Raw genomic sequence first — 16,424 nt, 5'->3', positions numbered from 1 at the left:
CGGGTGGTCACCAGAGCTGTCCAGGTCGGTGCACGGTCGTACGCGTCACAGCCAGCGCAGCGCGAACCACAGGTCCATCCGGACGTCGGCGTCGTCCAGGTCGGCTTCGAGGAGGGCCGCGCAGCGGGCGACGCGCTGGCGGACCGTGTTGCGGTGCACGTCGAGCGCGACGGCCGTACGGTCCCAGCTCCCGTGCAGCGACAACCAGGTGCGCAGGGTGGCGACGAGGGCGGGGGTGTCGGCGATCGGCGCGAGCCGGGCGCGGGCGTGGGCGCGGGCCTCCTCGGGCGCGACGAGCGAGGCCACGCCCGCCCCCGCATCGGCCCGGTCGCGCACGAGGGGACTGCGGGTGGCCTCGGCCCGGCGCACCGCCCGGGCGGCGCGGGCGTCGGCCGCGGGCAGGTCGTGCGGGGGCACGGGAGCGCTCACCCCGAGGATCCACCCCGGCTGCGCCCCGATCTCCCCGGCCCCGCCCAGCAGGACCCGTACGGCGCCCTCCTCGTCCGTCGCGTCCACCAGCGCGCTGCCGAGCGCCGCCCCGAGCGCCGAGGCGGCGAGCGGATCACGGCCGCCGGAGGCGCCGGCCGGCCGGGCGTGCACCACGGTCCACTCGTCCGCGCCGAGCAGCGGTGCCACGGCGCCGGCGTCCGCCCCGAGCAGCAGCCGCACCAGCGCGGCGGCGCGGGCGGACTCCGCGGCGCCCTGGTGCGGCGTCGTGAGCAGGGACAGCAGGACGACGGCGACGCCCGCGATGGTGTGGTCCCCGGCCTCGCGCCGCTCGGAGGCCACCCCGAGGACGAGCCGCTGGCCGCCCGCGAGGGCGTACGCGGCGAGGTGGCTGCCGGCGGCGGTGTCGGTCGCGGAGGCGGGCACGGCCCGGGCGGGGGCCTCGTCCGGGGGCGGGTTCACCACCCGGGTCAGCCGGGTCAGGGCCGCGTGGGCCTCCGGGGACGGGGGGCGTCCCGCCGTGGCCAGGGGCGCGCCCTCCGCCGACAGCAGCACCGCCCACGCCCCGCCCCCGTCGAGCCGCGCGGTCAGCTGCCGCAGCACCGCCGGGACCGGGTCGGGGCGGGCCGCCGCCGTGGCCAGGCCCTGCTGGGCCTGCGCGACCCGGCGCAACTCGCGGTGGCGGGCCTCCGCCATCAGCCGCCACACCGCGCGGGCGACCCCCGAGAACGTGGTCGCGGGCGCCACCTCCACCAGGGGCAGGCCGTGGCGCTCGCAGGCGGCCACCAGGGCGGGCGGCACCGTGTCGTGCACCGGCGCGACACCGAAACCGAGCGCCGCCGCGCCCGCCTCCACCACCCGGGCCACGTACCGGTCCGGGTCCGTGAGCAGGACCCCCGCGGTCAGGAGGAGCTCACCGCCGAGCAGGTACGGGTACGGGTCGGCCATCTCCGAGGTGTGCACCCAGTGCAGGTCCGCGTCCTCGGGGCCCGCGATCCGGCGCAGGCCGAGTTCCTCCCGCGCCAGCAGCGCCGCCAGCGAAACCGACGGGGTCGGAGGGGAGGAAGGCGAAGGGGGAGAAGGGGGTGGGGGAGAAGGGGGTGGGGCGTCCGGCATGGATGGTCCATCCATCTGGAATCTGGAAAGTAGAGGAAACGTACACTTCAGCGTCGCCTTTCAGCCACTTAATGTCGACCCGACCGGTGGCCGCGGGTACGGGCGGATGTCCCCGCGGAAGAGCTGCCGCGCTCCGTACACATCTCTGCACGACACGCCACTGAGCGCGCGAAGGAGGGCCCATGGCCGTCGACTACACAGTGATCGTCATCTACTTGGCCGGCATGGTCGCCATGGGCTGGTGGGGCATGCGCCGCGCCAAGTCCAAGAGCGAGTTCCTGGTGGCGGGCCGCCGCCTCGGGCCCGCCATGTACTCCGGCACGATGGCCGCCATCGTCCTCGGCGGCGCCTCCACCATCGGCGGCGTCGGCCTCGGCTACCAGTACGGTCTCTCCGGCGCCTGGATGGTCTTCACCATCGGCCTCGGGCTCCTCGCCCTCAGCGTCTTCTTCTCCGCGCGCATCGCCCGCCTGAAGGTCTACACCGTCTCCGAGATGCTCGACCTCCGCTACGGCGGCGGCCGCGCCGGCATCATCTCGGGCGTCGTCATGTGGGCGTACACGCTCATGCTCGCCGTCACGTCGACCATCGCGTACGCCACGATCTTCGACGTCATCTTCGGCATGGACCGCGCCCTGTCGATCATCCTCGGCGGCGCCGTCGTCGTCGCGTACTCGACGCTCGGCGGCATGTGGTCGATCACGCTCACCGACATGGTGCAGTTCGTCGTCAAGACGATCGGCGTGCTGCTCCTGCTCCTGCCGATCGCGGTCGTCAAGGCCGGCGGCTTCAGCGAGATGAAGGCGCAGCTGCCCACCGAGTACTTCGACCCGCTCGGCATCGGCGGCGAGACGATCTTCACGTACGTGCTGATCTACACGTTCGGCATGCTGATCGGCCAGGACATCTGGCAGCGCGTCTTCACCGCCCGCAGCGACAAGGTCGCGCGCTACGGCGGCACGGTCGCCGGCACGTACTGCCTCGTCTACGCCCTCGCCGGCGCCGTCATCGGCACCGCGGCCAAGGTCCTCTACCCGAACCTCGCCCACGCCGACGACGCCTTCGCGACCATCGTCAAGGACGAGCTGCCCATGGGCGTGCGCGGCCTGGTCCTCGCCGCGGCCCTGGCGGCCGTGATGTCGACCTCGTCGGGCGCGCTGATCGCCTGCGCCACCGTCGCCAACAACGACATCTGGTCGCGGCTGCGCGGCGCCGTGTCGAAGGACGGGCCGGGCGGCGAAGCCCACGAAGCCCACGACGAGGTGCGCGGCAACCGCGTCTTCATCCTGATCATGGGCGTCGCGGTCGTCTGCATCGCCATCGCCCTGAACAACGTCGTCGAGGCGCTCACCGTCGCCTACAACCTGCTGGTCGGCGGCCTGCTGGTGCCGATCCTCGGCGGTCTGCTGTGGAAGCGCGGCACGGTGTACGGCGCCCTGGCGGCCGTCTCCGTCGGCGGCCTCGGCGTCGTCGGCCTGATGGCCTGGTACGGAATCCTCGCCAACCAGCCCGTCTACTACGGCCTGTTGCTGTCACTCGCGGCGTATGTCGTCGTCAGCCTCGCCACCCGCCCGACCGACGCCGCCGTCCTGGCCGCCTGGCGCGAGCGGCTGGCGGGCCGGGGCGCGGAGGACGAGCCCGAGTCCGCGCCCGTCCCCCTGCCGGGCTAAAGTCGAAAATCGCAACAAAGCGCAAAGAAGCGTACGAAGGAAGGCATTTCACATGAGCAGCAGCAGCGAGCAGCAGTTCCGCGGTCCCGTCGACTCCTCCCGCATCCCGCGGTACGCGGGTCCCGCGACGTTCGCGCGGCTGCCCCGCCTCGACGAGGTCGGCGGCCGGGCCGACGTCGCCGTGGTCGGCGTGCCCTTCGACTCCGGCGTCTCCTACCGCCCCGGCGCCCGCTTCGGCGGCAACGCGATCCGCGAGGCCTCGCGCCTCCTGCGCCCGTACAACCCGGCGCAGGACGCCTCGCCGTTCGCGCTCGCGCAGGTCGCGGACGCCGGTGACATCGCCGCCAACCCGTTCAACATCAACGAGGCCGTCGACACGATCGAGGCCGCGGCCGACGACCTGCTCTCCACCGGCGCCCGCATGATGACGCTCGGCGGCGACCACACCATCGCGCTCCCGATCCTCCGCTCGGTCGCGAAGAAGCACGGCCCGGTCGCCCTGCTCCACTTCGACGCGCACCTGGACACCTGGGACACGTACTTCGGCGCCGAGTACACCCACGGCACGCCGTTCCGCCGGGCCGTCGAGGAGGGCATCCTCGACACCGAGGCGCTCTCCCACGTCGGTACGCGCGGCCCGCTGTACGGCAAGCAGGACCTGACCGACGACGAGAAGATGGGCTTCGGCATCGTCACCTCCGCCGACGTCTACCGGCGCGGCGCCGACGAGGTCGCCGACCAGCTCCGCCAGCGCATCGGCGACCGCCCCCTCTACATCTCCATCGACATCGACTGCCTCGACCCGGCCCACGCGCCCGGCACCGGCACCCCCGAGGCGGGCGGCATGACCTCCCGCGAACTGCTGGAGATCCTGCGCGGCCTGTCCTCCTGCAACCTCGTCTCGGCCGACGTGGTCGAGGTCGCGCCGGCGTACGACCACGCGGAGATCACGTCGGTGGCGGCCTCCCACACGGCGTACGAGCTGACGACGATCATGTCCCGGCAGATCGCGGCCGACCGCGCCCGGGGCGCGGAGCAGAGCGCGAAGTAACCTCACCGCCGGAGCCGGCACCGGCCCGCCCGCCGCGCACGCGCGTACGACGGGCCGGCCGCGGCGCGCGGCCGGAACGTCGGCGCGGGCCGGGAGGCCCGGCACGACGGAAAGGGATGTACGCATGACCCACGACCACGACCTGGTCCTGCGGCCCACCGCCGCGCAGACCGAGGCCGCCCTGGACCCGCCCCCCGGGCGCAACGGCGGCGACCTCGTCGTCGAGACCCTCGCCGGCCTCGGCGCGACCACCGTCTTCGGACTGCCCGGCCAGCACGCGCTGGGCATGTTCGACGCCCTGCGACGGTCCTCCCTGTCGTACGTCGGCCTGCGCGTCGAGAACAACGCGGGCTTCGCCGCCGACGCGTACGGCCGGATCGCGGGCGAGGCGGCCCCGCTGCTCCTGTCCACCGGCCCGGGGGCCCTCACCTCCCTCGCCGCGCTCCAGGAGGCGGCGGCGGCGTCCGCGCCCGTCCTCGCGATCGGCAGCCAGGTCCCGTCGGCCGGCATCGGCGGCGGCCGCCACGGCTACCTGCACGAACTGCGCGACCAGAAGGCGTCGTTCAGGGACATCGTGAAGTCGGTCCACACGGTCCGTACGGCGTCGCAGATCCCGTCGGCGATCGCCGAGGCGTGGGAGTCGGCCCTGACCGCCCCGCACGGCCCGGTGTGGGTCGAGATCCCCCAGGACGTCCTGCTCGCGCGGACCTCCCTCCCCGTCGTCACGGCGATGGACGCGACCCCGCGCGAACTGCCCCCGCGTCCCGAGCTGACGGCCGTCGCCGCCCACCTGCTGTCGACGGCCGCCCGCCCGGCGGTCATCGCGGGCGGCGGCGTCGTACGCTCCGACGCCTCCGGCAAGCTGCTCGCGCTCGCCGAGAAACTGGACGCGCCGGTCGTGACGACCTTCGGCGGCAAGGGCGCGTTCCCGTGGACGCACCCGCTCTCCCTCCAGTCCTGGCTGGAGGACCGCCACACGACGGACTTCCTCGAAGACGCGGACGTCCTGCTCGTGGTCGGTTCGGGCCTGGGCGAACTGTCCTCGAACTACCACACGTTCGAGCCGCGCGGCCGGATCGTCCAGATCGACGCGGACCTCGGCAAGCTGGAGTCCAACCACCCGGCGCTCGGTATCCACGCGGACGCCCGCCTGGCGCTGTCGGCCCTCCTGGAGACGGTGGAGGACCGCGAGGACGAGACGGCGCGCGAGCGCGTGAGCGAGGTCCTGGCGAAGGTACGGGAGCGCATCGCGTCCCAGGACCTGCCGCTGGAGCAGCAGTTGCTCGCGTCCGTCCGGGAGGCACTGCCGGACGCGTCCCCCAGCTTCTGGGACATGACGATCCTGGCGTACTGGGCCTGGTCGGCCTTCGACCCCCGCCACCCCAACACCATGCACTCGGCGCAGGGCGCGGGCGGTCTCGGCTACGGCTTCCCGGCGGCGCTCGGCGCGGCGGCGGCGGACCCCGCCCGCCCCGTCCTCGCGGTCTCCGGGGACGGCGGCGCGATGTACTCGATCGCCGAACTCGCCACCGCCCGCCAGCACGGCCTCCCGGTCACCTGGCTGATCGTGGACGACGGCGGTTACGGCATCCTCCGCGAGTACATGACCGACGCCTTCGACGAGGCCACCGGCACGGAATTGTCCCGCCCGGACTTCGTCGCCCTGGCCGAATCCTTCGGCGTACCGGCGCGCCGCACGACCCCGCAGACCCTGGCCGAAGACCTGGCCGAGTCCCTGTCGGCCCCCGGTCCTTCGGTGCTCGTACTCCCGGCCCTGCTGCGGATGTTCGCCCCGACGCACCTCTGACGGCCCGGTCGGGCACTCGGCACCGGCCATGCCGGCGCCGAGTGCCCCTTCCGGAGCGCCCGCGCGCGGGAACCGGTTCTCGCGGAACTCCTGGCGCTTCTCGTGGCCGCGTCCGCGCGCCTTCAGGAAGTAGGGGCTCCTCTTCTCCAGGTGCCCGTTCATACGGCCGAAGGGCCTCTCGGCGGCCCTCGCCGACGCCCCGGGCCGCCCCGACGAGTGGTGGTCGCCCGGTGCGCTGAGCTTCTGCGGCGCGGCGAGCGCCGCGTGGAGCTGCCCGCCGAGCCGGGCCCCGCTCGGATCGGCGGTTGCCGTGTCCCTCCCCCTTCCTTCGTGGGAAGGCATCACCACCCGGAAGGATTTCGCGCAGAACTTCCCTTCCAGGAGCGCGTTCCGTGCAACCTTTCCGCCCCTGAAGAGTCATTTCAGCCAGGAACACCAGGGGACGGGGAGCCATACCATGACCTACCACCGCATACACCGCGGCGCGATCGCCGCCACACTGGCACTGGGCGCACTGGCTCCCGTTGCCGCGGCGGCACCCGCCGCCGCTGCCACCGCGCCGGCGGTGGCCTGCACCTCGGGCAAGGCCGGCCTCGCGGCCAAGCTGACGAAGGACATCACCGCCGCGCTCAAGGGGCGGAGGTCCACGACGGCCGTCTCGCTGTACGACCGCACCACCAAGACCACCTGCACCCTGCGCGCCACGCAGAAGTACGACTCCGCGAGCGTGGTCAAGGTGACGGTCCTCGCCGCGCTGCTGTGGGACGCCAAGAAGACCAACCGCTACCTGACGTCCCGTGAGGCCAGGCTCGCCACCGACATGATCACCAAGTCGGACAACAACGCCACCAGCGCGCTGTGGCGCCAGCTCGGCATGACGAAGATCAAGGGCTTCCTGGCCGCCGCCGGGATGACGCAGACCGTCCCCGGTACGGGTGGCTACTGGGGCCTGACCCGGATCACCGCCCACGACGAGCAGAAGCTGCTCGCGCTGCTCACCGCGAAGAACGCCGTCCTGAGCGACAACGCGCGCAAGTACACCCTCGGCCTGATGGGCAAGGTCATCTCCTCCCAGCGCTGGGGCACTCCGGCCGGAGCCCCGTCCTCCGCCACCATCCAGGTCAAGAACGGCTGGCTGCCCCGCTCCACGCACGGCTGGCGGGTGCACTCCATCGGCGCGTTCACGGGCAACGGCCACGACTACGCGATCACCGTGCTCACCCACGACAACGCCACCATGAACGACGGCGTGAACACCGTCCAGGCCGTGTCCCGCGCGATCCACAAGGCCCTCAACCCCACGGCCTCCGCCTCCACCCTGTACGCCCCGACGCAGACCCCGCGCGAGGAGATACCGGCGGTGCCGCAGCCCTGACCGGGGCGCCGGTCAGGCGGCGGTGGTACGTGCGCGGAACGCGACCACGGACGTATCACCGTCGAGCTCCACGCTCAACGAGGCGTCCATCGCCCGCGCCAGCCGGGCGAGCAGCGGCAGCGTCGGCATGGTGCCGCCCAGTTCCAGCTTGGAGACCTGCGGCTGGGTCATACCGGCGCGCTGGGCGAGCTCGGTCTGCGAGATGCCGAGTGCGGTACGCCGGTCGTACACCGCCTGCCCGAGGTCGAAGGCCAGCTGGATCTCCTCTCGCCGCTTGGCGACCTCCGGGTCTTCCGCGATGCCCTGCGCGACCTTCCGGTCCCTGGCGAGCCTCCAATGGGCGTGACTCACCATCACTCTTTTCCTCTCTTGACGACACGAGTGGATTCCTCGTGTGCGGGCTCGTGACCGGCTGCGCGGATCACCCCTGCCCGCTTGGCGCGCGCGACCTCTGCGTCTTCGCGCCGCCGGGTCTTGCGGAAGACCGTCAGAAGAACCACCCTCCGCCCTGGTGCGAGCCGGTACGGGATCCGTATGGCGTCACGGTTGCCGCCCATGTCGAAGTGAGCCACAGCCGGACCTCCGGCTCGATCTCGACCACAAAAGGATCTTCCATACACGCGAATGTATAGATACCCCAGTGTATGGCTCGGGGAAGCAGTCGGGAACTCCACCGAACGGGTGACGGGGTCCTGGGAGGTCCTGGGACCGGAGACCCGTATTCATGACGCCGGGATGAAATCCGCACCTCACCGCGTTGGTGACTTCCGGCAGATCAGAACGTGGGGACGACCGGGAGGCACCAGTGGCGGCGGCGGATCAGGGATGGGCACGGCGGCTGGCGGGCTATGCCTGGAGGTACCGGCGCAATGTCGTGCTCGCACTCGGATCGTCGCTCGGCGGCATGGCCGTCATGGCGCTCGTCCCGCTGATCACCAAGGTGGTCATCGACGACGTCATCGGGGACGGCTCCAAGTCCCTCGCCGTGTGGACCGGGCTGCTGATCGCCGCGGCCGTCGTCGTGTACGTCCTCACCTACATACGCCGCTACTACGGCGGCCGCCTCGCCCTCGACGTCCAGCACGACCTGCGCACCGAGATGTACGGGACCGTCACCCGCCTCGACGGACGCCGCCAGGACGAGCTCTCCACCGGCCAGGTCGTCGGCCGCGCCACCAGCGACCTCCAGCTCATCCAGAGCCTCCTCTTCATGCTCCCGATGACCATCGGGAACTTCCTGCTGTTCTTCATCTCGCTCGGGATCATGGCGTGGCTCTCACCGGTCCTGACCCTCGTCGCCCTCGCCGTCGCCCCCGCCCTCTGGTTCATCGCCAGGCGCAGCCGCACCCGGCTCTTCCCGGCCACCTGGTACGCCCAGGGCCAGGCCGCCGCCGTCGCGGGCGTCGTCGACGGCGCGGTCTCCGGCGTACGCGTCGTCAAGGGCTTCGGCCAGGAGGAGCAGGAGACCGGCAAGCTGCGCGAGGTCGGCCGGCGGCTCTTCGCCGGGCGTATGCGGACCGTCCGGCTCAACTCCCGTTACACCCCGGCCCTCCAGGCCGTGCCCGCCCTCGGCCAGGTCGCGATGCTCGCGCTCGGCGGCTGGCTCGCGACGCGCGGACAGATCACCCTCGGTACGTTCGTGGCCTTCTCCACCTACCTGGCCCAGCTCGTCGGCCCCGTCCGCATGCTCGCCATGGTCCTCACCGTCGGCCAGCAGGCGCGGGCCGGCGTCGAGCGCGTCCTGGAGCTGATCGACACCCGGCCGTCCATCGAGGACGGGACCAGGGAACTTCCCGCCGACGCCCCCGCGACCGTCGAGTTCGACGACGTGACCTTCGGTTACGCCGAAGACCGGCCCGTCCTCGACGGCTTCTCCCTCGAAATCCGCTCCGGCGAGACCGTCGCCGTCGTGGGCTCCTCCGGCAGCGGCAAGTCCACCGTCTCCCTCCTCCTCCCGCGCTTCTACGACGTGTCCCGCGGCGCCGTCCTCGTCGGCGGACACGACGTCCGCGAGCTCACCCTCGACTCGCTGCGGGCCGCCATCGGGCTCGTACCGGAGGACAGCTTCCTGTTCTCCGACACCGTCCGCGCCAACATCGCGTACGGGCTGCCGGACGCGACCGACGAGCAGATCGAGACCGCCGCCCGCGCCGCCCAGGCGCACCACTTCATCTCCGAGCTGCCGAACGGCTACGCCACGGCCGTCGGCGAACACGGCCTCACCCTCTCCGGCGGCCAGCGCCAGCGCATCGCCCTCGCCCGTGCCATCCTCACCGACCCCCGCCTGCTCCTCCTCGACGACGCCACCTCCGCCGTGGACGCCCGCGTCGAGCACGAGATCCACGAGGCGCTGAAGACCGTCATGGCGGGGCGTACGACGCTGCTCATCGCCCACCGCCGCTCCACCCTCAACCTCGCCGACCGCATCGCCGTGCTCGACGGCGGCCGCCTCGCCGACATCGGTACCCACGAGGAGCTCCAGCGGCGCTGCGCCCTCTACCGGCGGCTGCTCACCGACCCCGACGAGCTCGGCGGCGTATCGCCCGGGCACCTCCTCACCAAGGCCCCCGAGCCGGCCGACGACCGGTCCGTGCAGGCGGAGCTGGACGCCGAGTTCGACGCCGAGCGCGGCATCACGCCCGACCTGTGGGTACGGGACGAGACCTCGTCCGGCGGCGCCGGGGGCACCGACCACGCCCCCGGCATGCCGGCCACGCCCGAGCTGCTCGCCCAGGTCGCCGCGCTGCCGCCGGCCGACGACGTACCGGACGTCGACGAGGACCGCGCCGTCCGGTCCGAGGAGTCGTACGGCCTGCGCCGCCTCCTGCGCGGCTTCGGGCTGCCGCTGCTGGTCAGCCTCGCGCTCGTCGCCGCCGACGCCGGCATGGGGCTGCTCCTGCCGGTCCTGATCCGCCACGGCATCGACGAGGGCGTCACCCAGCTCGCGCTCGGCGCGGTCTGGGCGGCGTCCGGACTCGCCCTGCTCTCCGTCGTCGTGCAGTGGGCCGCGCAGACCGGCGAGATGCGGATGACCGGCCGGACCGGCGAGCGCGTGCTCTACGCGCTCCGGCTCAAGATCTTCGCCCAGCTCCAGCGCCTCGGCCTCGACTACTACGAGCGCGAACTGACCGGCCGCATCATGACCCGCATGACGACGGACGTCGACGCCCTGTCGACGTTCCTCCAGACCGGTCTCGTCACGGCCTTCGTCTCCCTCGTCACCTTCTTCGGCATCATGGTCGCGCTGCTCGTCATCGACGTGCAGCTGGCCCTGGTGGTCTTCATGACGCTGCCGGTGCTGGTCATCGGTACGTACTTCTTCCGGAAGTCGAGCGTCAAGGCGTACGAGCTGGCCCGCGACCGGGTCGGTGTGGTCAACGCCGACCTCCAGGAGTCCGTGTCCGGACTGCGCATCGTCCAGGCGTTCCGGCGCGAGCGCACCGGCGCCGAGCGGTTCGCGGAGCGCAGCGACAGCTACCGCGAGGCGCGCGTGCGCGGCCAGTGGCTGATCTCCGTCTACTTCCCCTTCGTGCAGCTGCTGTCGTCGGTCGCCGCCGCCGCGGTGCTGATCGTCGGCGCGGGGCGGGTGGACGCGGGCACGCTGACCACGGGCGCGCTCGTCGCGTACCTCCTCTACATCGACCTGTTCTTCGCGCCCGTGCAGCAGCTCTCGCAGGTCTTCGACGGGTACCAGCAGGCCACCGTCTCCCTGAGGCGCATTCAGGAGCTCCTCCGGGAACCCACCTCGACCGCCGCCGCCGAGCGGCCCAGGGACGTCCTGTCGCTGCGCGGCGAGATCGCCTTCGAGGACGTGCGCTTCCAGTACGGGTCCGCCGACGAGCCCGAAGAGGCACTCGGCGGGATCGACCTGCGCATCCCGGCCGGCCAGACCGTCGCCTTCGTCGGCGAGACCGGCGCGGGCAAGTCCACCGTCGTCAAGCTCGTCGCCCGCTTCTACGACCCCACCTCGGGGCGGGTCACCGCCGACGGCACCGACCTGCGCGACCTCGACATCACGGCGTACCGGCACCGCCTCGGCGTCGTACCGCAGGAGGCGTACCTCTTCGCGGGCACGGTCCGCGACGCCATCGCCTACGGACGGAGCGACGCCACCGACGCCGAGGTCGAGGCGGCGGCCCGTGCGGTCGGCGCGCACGACATGATCGCCACCCTCGAAGGCGGCTACCTGCACGAGGTCGCCGAACGCGGCCGCAACCTCTCCGCGGGCCAGCGCCAGCTCATCGCGCTCGCCCGCGCCGAACTCGTCGACCCGGACGTCCTGCTCCTCGACGAGGCGACCGCCGCCCTGGACCTCGCCACCGAGGCCCAGGTCAACCAGGCCACCGACCGGCTCACCGGCCGCCGCACCACCCTGGTCGTCGCGCACCGCCTGACGACGGCGGCGCGGGCCGACCGGGTCGTGGTCATGGACCGCGGCCGGGTCGTCGAGGACGGCACGCACGACGAGCTGCTGGCCCTGGGCGGGACGTACGCGCGGCTGTGGCGCACCTTCGTGGGGGAGGACGAGCCGGCGGCGGTCTGAGCACGGCAGGACCCCGGAACCCGTACGGCCGTCCCGGATCCCCGCCGCGACGAGCGCAACCGAGCCGCACCCCTCGGGCGTCCGTACGCACGTGTGTGCGTACGCTCACGAGGGGGAAGAGGGCGCGAGTGTTCGGTGGGGCGATGAGAAAACACCTGATGTACGGACTTGCCGTGGCGGTCGCGGTGGCGGGCCTGGTGTTCACGGGCCCCGGCGCCGGGAGCGCCGAGGCCGCTTCGGCCTGCCCCGGCCGCAAGGTGAAGACGGTCGCCTTCGCCACCGGTGAGCTGCGCGTCTACAAGAGCCGCCGCTACGCCTGCGCCGTCACCGTCGCCAAGCGCCCCGGCGCACGGCAGAGCATGTCCGTCACCATCCAGGCGCGCGGCAGCCGCGCCGCCAAGGACAGCGGCCGGTTCACCCACCGCGCGGGGCCGGTGACGGTCTACGCCCTCAACCGCTGTGTGCGGGCGCACGGTTCGGTCGGCGCCAGGGGGGCGTCCACCGGCTGGATTCTCTGCTGAGGCTGGTGGTCCGGGAGTTGCCCCGCTAGGTTCGCCCCGTCGTCTGTGTTTCAACAGGGGAGGGCGAATGCGCAAGGCGCGCAGCTTGCTGCTGTCGTTCGCGGTGCTCATAGGCACCGTGGGACTCGGCAGCACACCGGCCGGGGCGGTCACCACCGCGGAGCCGGAGCAGCAGGACATCAAGGAGCGGATCCTCGCGATACCGGGCATGAGCCTGGCCGAGGAGAAGCCGTACACCGGCTACCGCTATTTCGTACTGAACTACACCCAGCCGGTCGACCACCGGCAGCCGTCCAAGGGCACGTTCAAGCAGCGGATCACCCTGCTGCACAAGGACACGAACCGCCCGACGGTCTTCTTCACCAGCGGATACAACGTCTCGACGACGCCGCGCCGCAGTGAGCCGACGCAGATCGTCGACGGCAACCAGGTGTCGCTGGAGTACCGCTTCTTCACTCCGTCCCGGCCGTCGCCCGCCGACTGGTCGAAGCTCGACATCCAGCAGGCCGCGAGCGACCAGCACCGCGTCTTCACGGAGCTGAAGAAGATCTACTCCAAGAAGTGGCTCTCCACCGGCGGTTCCAAGGGCGGCATGACCGCGACGTACTACGAGCGCTTCTACCCGCGCGACATGGACGGCGTCGTCGCGTACGTCGCCCCCAACGACGTGGTGAACAAGGAGGACTCGGCGTACGACCGCTTCTTCCGCGGCGTCGGCACCAAGGAGTGCCGCGACGCGCTCAACGCCGTGCAGCGCGAGGCACTTGAGCGGCGCGGCCCGCTGAGCGCGAAGCTGAAGGAGTGGGCGGACGCCAACAACGCCACCTTCGACACCGTCGGCAGCCTGGACAAGGCGTACGAGTCCACGGTCCTCGACTTCGTGTGGGCCTTCTGGCAGTACAGCAAGGAGAGCGACTGCGCGGACGTGCCCGCCGCCGACTCCTCCGACCAGGTCGTCTACGACTACGTCGACGCCATCTCCGGCTTCGCCGCGTACAGCGACCAGAGCCTGGCGACGTACACGCCGTACTACTACCAGGCGGGCACCCAGCTGGGCGCGCCGCAGGTGAAGTACCCGCACCTCGACGGCCTCATGAAGTACGGCCCGGACTTCTTCCAGCCGCGCGCCTACGTGCCGCGCGACATCCCGATGAAGTTCGAGCCGAGCGCGATGCGGGACGTGGACCGCTGGGTGCGGCACAACGCCACGCGGATGCTGTTCGTGAACGGGGAGAACGACCCGTGGGGCGCCGAGCCGTTCCGCCTCGGCAAGGGCGCGCGCGACTCCTACGTCTACACCGCGCCCGGCGCCAACCACGGCGCCAACGTCGCGGGCCTGGTCCCCGAGCAGAAGGCGAAGGCGACCGCCGCGATCCTCGAATGGGCGGGCGTGGCCCCGGCCGCCGTCCAGGCGGACCCGTCGAAGGCGAAGCCGCTGGCGTCGTACGACGCGAAGCTCGACAAGCGCGGCACGGAGCGGCGGCAGACCCTGCGCCCGTAACGCGTCCGGCCGGTGCGACCGGTGCGGCCGTCCCGCCCGGACCGCCGCGCCCGCCGGATGTGACGAAGACTCACACCCGGCGGGCGCGGCGGGCCGACCTCTCCCCGCCCGGGCGGACACACGCCGGACGTGCGGGGGGCTTCGCGTCACCTGGTGGTGCGCCGGTGGTCCGGCGCACCACGCGCACGCCTAGTACGTCAGCCCGTACCCGACCGGATACAGCACCTTCGCCGGATCGTCCGCCCGCTGCACCGGAACGGGCAGCTTCCCTCCGGGCCCGGCATGACCCGCGATGACCCGCGCCGCCGCGCGCAGTTCGACATCGGTCCACGAGTACGCCGCGAGGCTCGCGCGCAGCCCCGTCCCGTCGAGCTGGGCGATGTCGTACGGATTGCGGATGGCGAGGGTGACGACGGGCACCCCGGTCGCCGCCAGCTCGCGGACGAGCGTGCGCTGCGGACTGGTCGCCGAGACGTTGTACGTCCCCACGACCACCACGTCCTTGCCCTTGGCCGCCGCCACCGCCTCGTCGATCTTCGCCCGGGTCGGGGTGATCCCGGTGGACAGGGCCGTGGCGGTGAAGCCGAGTGCGGTCAGGGCCCCGGCGACGACGGTGGTGGGCGGCCCGGTGGTGCCGGAGGGCGACGCGGGGTCGGCCCCGACCACCAGCACGTTCTTGTGCGTGCGGCGGCTGAGCGGCAGCAGCCGGCCCTCGTTGGCGAGCAGGGTGGTCGTCTTCTCGGCGATCCTGTCCGCCGCGGCGAGGTGGGCGCGCACGCCCACGGTCCGGTCCACGTCCTGGGGAGAGGCGTAAGGATTCCGGAACAGCCCCAGCCTGTCCTTGAGGAGCAGGATCCGCAGGATCGATTCCTCGATCCGCGCCATGCTGATCTCCCCGTCCCGCACGGCCTTGAGGACGGCGTTCCAGGCGGTGGGCAGGTCCGGCGGGTTCAGCAGCTGGTCGCACCCGGCGAGGAGCGCGAGGACGGGCACCCGGTCGTCACCGTACTTCTGGCGTACGCCCGCCATGGCGAGGGAGTCGGTCACCACGACCCCGTCGTACCCCAGCCGCTCGCGCAGGACCCCGGTCAGGATCGGCTTGGAGAGCGTCGCCGGGTCCTCGGCCGGATCGAGGGCCGGTACGACGATGTGGGCGGTCATGATCGAGTCGATGCCGGCGGCGATGGCGGCGCGGAACGGCGGGGCGTCCAGCTCCTCCCACTGCTCGGCGGTGTGACGGATCGTCGGGAGGGCGTAGTGGCTGTCGTCCTTGGTGTCGCCGTGCCCGGGGAAGTGCTTGGAGGTCGCGGCGATCCCGGCGCCCTGGTACCCCTTGACCTGCGCGGTGACCATCCCGGCGACAGCTTGCGGATCGGACCCGAAGGACCGTACGCCGATGACGGGGTTGGCGGGGTTGACGTTGACGTCCGCGACGGGCGCGTAGTTCTGCACGATGCCCATGGCGGTCAGCTCGGCCCCCGCGATCTGCGCCGCCTTCCGCGCGTCGGCGCGCGACCCGCCGGCCCCGAGCGCCATCGCGCCCGGCACGAGCGTCGCGGGCCTGCCGACGCGGGCGACGATGCCGTGCTCCTGGTCGGTGGAGATGAGGAGGGGGACGGGCGTGTCCTGGGCGAGCCCGGCCCGCTGGATCCCGTTGGACAGATCGGCGATCTGGCGGGGCTCACGGGTGTTGTGCGCCCAGGTGAAGTAGATGATGCCGCCGACGTGGTACTTCGCGACGAGCTCGGCGGCGGTCCTGACTCCCATCTCCTTCAGGTTGAGGTCGATGTCGGCCTGGTCGGGCTCGGTCGCGGAGTGCCCGTACACCCGCATCACGAAGAGCTGGCCGACCTTCTCCTCCAGGCTCATCCGGGAGACGAGGCGCTTGAGGCGGTCCCGGGTGGATCTCCTCGCGGACTCCCCACCTGCGGCTATGGCCGGCGTGGTGGTGACGGCGGTCGCGGCCACTGCGGCGGCGGTCGCGGTGAGCAGGGTGCGTCTGGAGGTGCGGTGATGGTGCACGTGAGCTCCTTACGGCCGTACTCGACAACGGAGTTGAAGGAAACTTCCAAGGAGTCACGGATATCCGGAAACTAACTGCCAGGTCAAGGGTGCGGCAGCACAAAGGGGCCCGTGTCGCGGACGGGGGCGCGGCGAAGGGGCCGAACGGGGAAGGCGGGAGCCGCCACTGGCACCTGCGGAGGGGGCGCACCAGTGGCGGCCGTGCCGCCGGCCGCAGACGGCCGGAGAGGGGGAGCCGGCGAGCGCCGACACCGCTCCGCGGAGACTCACCGGCAGTACGCCGATGGGACGGAGGCGGTTCGCCGCGGGTTCCCTCCGATGCGGAGACCGCGCGGAGAAGGCACGGGAGGGACGGCCGGGGCACCCGAAAC

General features: G+C 72.2%; 11 protein-coding genes. 7 read left to right on the top strand and 4 right to left on the bottom strand.

Annotated features, from left to right (window positions below; genetic code table 11):
• Positions 1-45: 45 nt before the first annotated feature.
• Complete coding sequence (locus ABD374_RS23735; protein WP_344497611.1) at positions 46-1,563, bottom strand: PucR family transcriptional regulator; 1,518 nt, start codon at positions 1,561-1,563, stop codon at positions 46-48.
• Between the two features lie 182 nt (positions 1,564-1,745).
• Here ABD374_RS23735 and ABD374_RS23730 point away from each other — a divergent pair, with 182 nt between their 5' ends.
• From ABD374_RS23730 to ABD374_RS23715, 4 genes are all read left to right on the top strand, one after another.
• Positions 1,746-3,233 carry a sodium:solute symporter family protein gene (locus ABD374_RS23730; protein ID WP_344497610.1) on the top strand — a complete coding sequence of 496 codons (1,488 nt, stop codon included), beginning with the start codon at positions 1,746-1,748 and terminating at the stop codon, positions 3,231-3,233.
• A gap of 52 nt (positions 3,234-3,285) precedes the next feature.
• A complete protein-coding gene (gene speB, locus ABD374_RS23725) occupies positions 3,286-4,284 on the top strand; it encodes an agmatinase (RefSeq protein ID WP_344497609.1) in 999 nt (332 codons plus the stop codon).
• A 124-nt stretch (positions 4,285-4,408) separates the two neighbouring features.
• Positions 4,409-6,091 carry a thiamine pyrophosphate-binding protein gene (locus tag ABD374_RS23720; protein WP_344497608.1) on the top strand — a complete coding sequence of 561 codons (1,683 nt, stop codon included), beginning with the start codon at positions 4,409-4,411 and terminating at the stop codon, positions 6,089-6,091.
• A gap of 457 nt (positions 6,092-6,548) precedes the next feature.
• Positions 6,549-7,466, top strand: a complete 918-nt coding sequence (locus ABD374_RS23715; protein ID WP_344497607.1) for a serine hydrolase — start codon at positions 6,549-6,551, stop codon at positions 7,464-7,466.
• 12 nt (positions 7,467-7,478) lie between these two features.
• On the opposite strand, the gene ABD374_RS23710 is transcribed toward ABD374_RS23715, so the two are convergent.
• Together ABD374_RS23710 and ABD374_RS23705 are read right to left on the bottom strand one after the other, a co-directional pair.
• Positions 7,479-7,820, bottom strand: a complete 342-nt coding sequence (locus tag ABD374_RS23710) for a helix-turn-helix domain-containing protein (protein WP_344497606.1) — start codon at positions 7,818-7,820, stop codon at positions 7,479-7,481.
• A 133-nt stretch (positions 7,821-7,953) separates the two neighbouring features.
• Positions 7,954-8,082, bottom strand: coding sequence for a hypothetical protein (locus tag ABD374_RS23705; protein WP_344497605.1), 129 nt, complete (start codon positions 8,080-8,082; stop codon positions 7,954-7,956).
• 189 nt (positions 8,083-8,271) lie between these two features.
• Here ABD374_RS23705 and ABD374_RS23700 point away from each other — a divergent pair, with 189 nt between their 5' ends.
• The 3 genes from ABD374_RS23700 to ABD374_RS23690 all read left to right on the top strand — a co-directional run bounded on the left by ABD374_RS23700 (position 8,272) and on the right by ABD374_RS23690 (position 14,031).
• Positions 8,272-12,009 carry an ABC transporter ATP-binding protein gene (locus ABD374_RS23700; RefSeq protein WP_344497604.1) on the top strand — a complete coding sequence of 1,246 codons (3,738 nt, stop codon included), beginning with the start codon at positions 8,272-8,274 and terminating at the stop codon, positions 12,007-12,009.
• A 158-nt stretch (positions 12,010-12,167) separates the two neighbouring features.
• Entirely contained in the window at positions 12,168-12,530 is a 363-nt protein-coding gene (locus ABD374_RS23695; protein ID WP_344497603.1) for a hypothetical protein, read from the top strand.
• Between the two features lie 67 nt (positions 12,531-12,597).
• Positions 12,598-14,031, top strand: a complete 1,434-nt coding sequence (locus ABD374_RS23690) for a S28 family serine protease (protein WP_344497602.1) — start codon at positions 12,598-12,600, stop codon at positions 14,029-14,031.
• Positions 14,032-14,220: 189 nt separating this feature from the next.
• Here ABD374_RS23690 and ABD374_RS23685 read toward each other — a convergent pair whose 3' ends face one another.
• Positions 14,221-16,053: a glycoside hydrolase family 3 protein gene (locus ABD374_RS23685; protein ID WP_344497601.1), complete on the bottom strand. Its 1,833-nt coding sequence runs from the start codon at positions 16,051-16,053 to the stop codon at positions 14,221-14,223.
• Between the last annotated feature and the right edge of the window lie 371 nt (positions 16,054-16,424).

This window comes from Streptomyces enissocaesilis (assembly GCF_039533765.1).
Classification (GTDB): domain Bacteria; phylum Actinomycetota; class Actinomycetes; order Streptomycetales; family Streptomycetaceae; genus Streptomyces; species Streptomyces enissocaesilis.
The sequence above is the reverse complement of the archived record's forward strand: the minus strand, read 5'-3'. Positions and strand labels throughout refer to the sequence as shown.

Excerpts from the sequence above, each read along its gene's own strand:
- ABD374_RS23695 (WP_344497603.1), top strand. The coding sequence starts at position 12,168 with ATGTACGGACTTGCCGTGGCGGTCGCGGTGGCGGGCCTGGTGTTCACG.
- ABD374_RS23735 (WP_344497611.1), bottom strand. The coding sequence starts at position 1,563 with ATGCCGGACGCCCCACCCCCTTCTCCCCCACCCCCTTCTCCCCCTTCG.
- ABD374_RS23710 (WP_344497606.1), bottom strand. The coding sequence starts at position 7,820 with ATGGTGAGTCACGCCCATTGGAGGCTCGCCAGGGACCGGAAGGTCGCG.
- speB (WP_344497609.1), top strand. The coding sequence starts at position 3,286 with ATGAGCAGCAGCAGCGAGCAGCAGTTCCGCGGTCCCGTCGACTCCTCC.
- ABD374_RS23690 (WP_344497602.1), top strand. The coding sequence starts at position 12,598 with ATGCGCAAGGCGCGCAGCTTGCTGCTGTCGTTCGCGGTGCTCATAGGC.
- ABD374_RS23730 (WP_344497610.1), top strand. The coding sequence starts at position 1,746 with ATGGCCGTCGACTACACAGTGATCGTCATCTACTTGGCCGGCATGGTC.
- ABD374_RS23715 (WP_344497607.1), top strand. The coding sequence starts at position 6,549 with ATGACCTACCACCGCATACACCGCGGCGCGATCGCCGCCACACTGGCA.
- ABD374_RS23720 (WP_344497608.1), top strand. The coding sequence starts at position 4,409 with ATGACCCACGACCACGACCTGGTCCTGCGGCCCACCGCCGCGCAGACC.
- ABD374_RS23705 (WP_344497605.1), bottom strand. The coding sequence starts at position 8,082 with ATGGAAGATCCTTTTGTGGTCGAGATCGAGCCGGAGGTCCGGCTGTGG.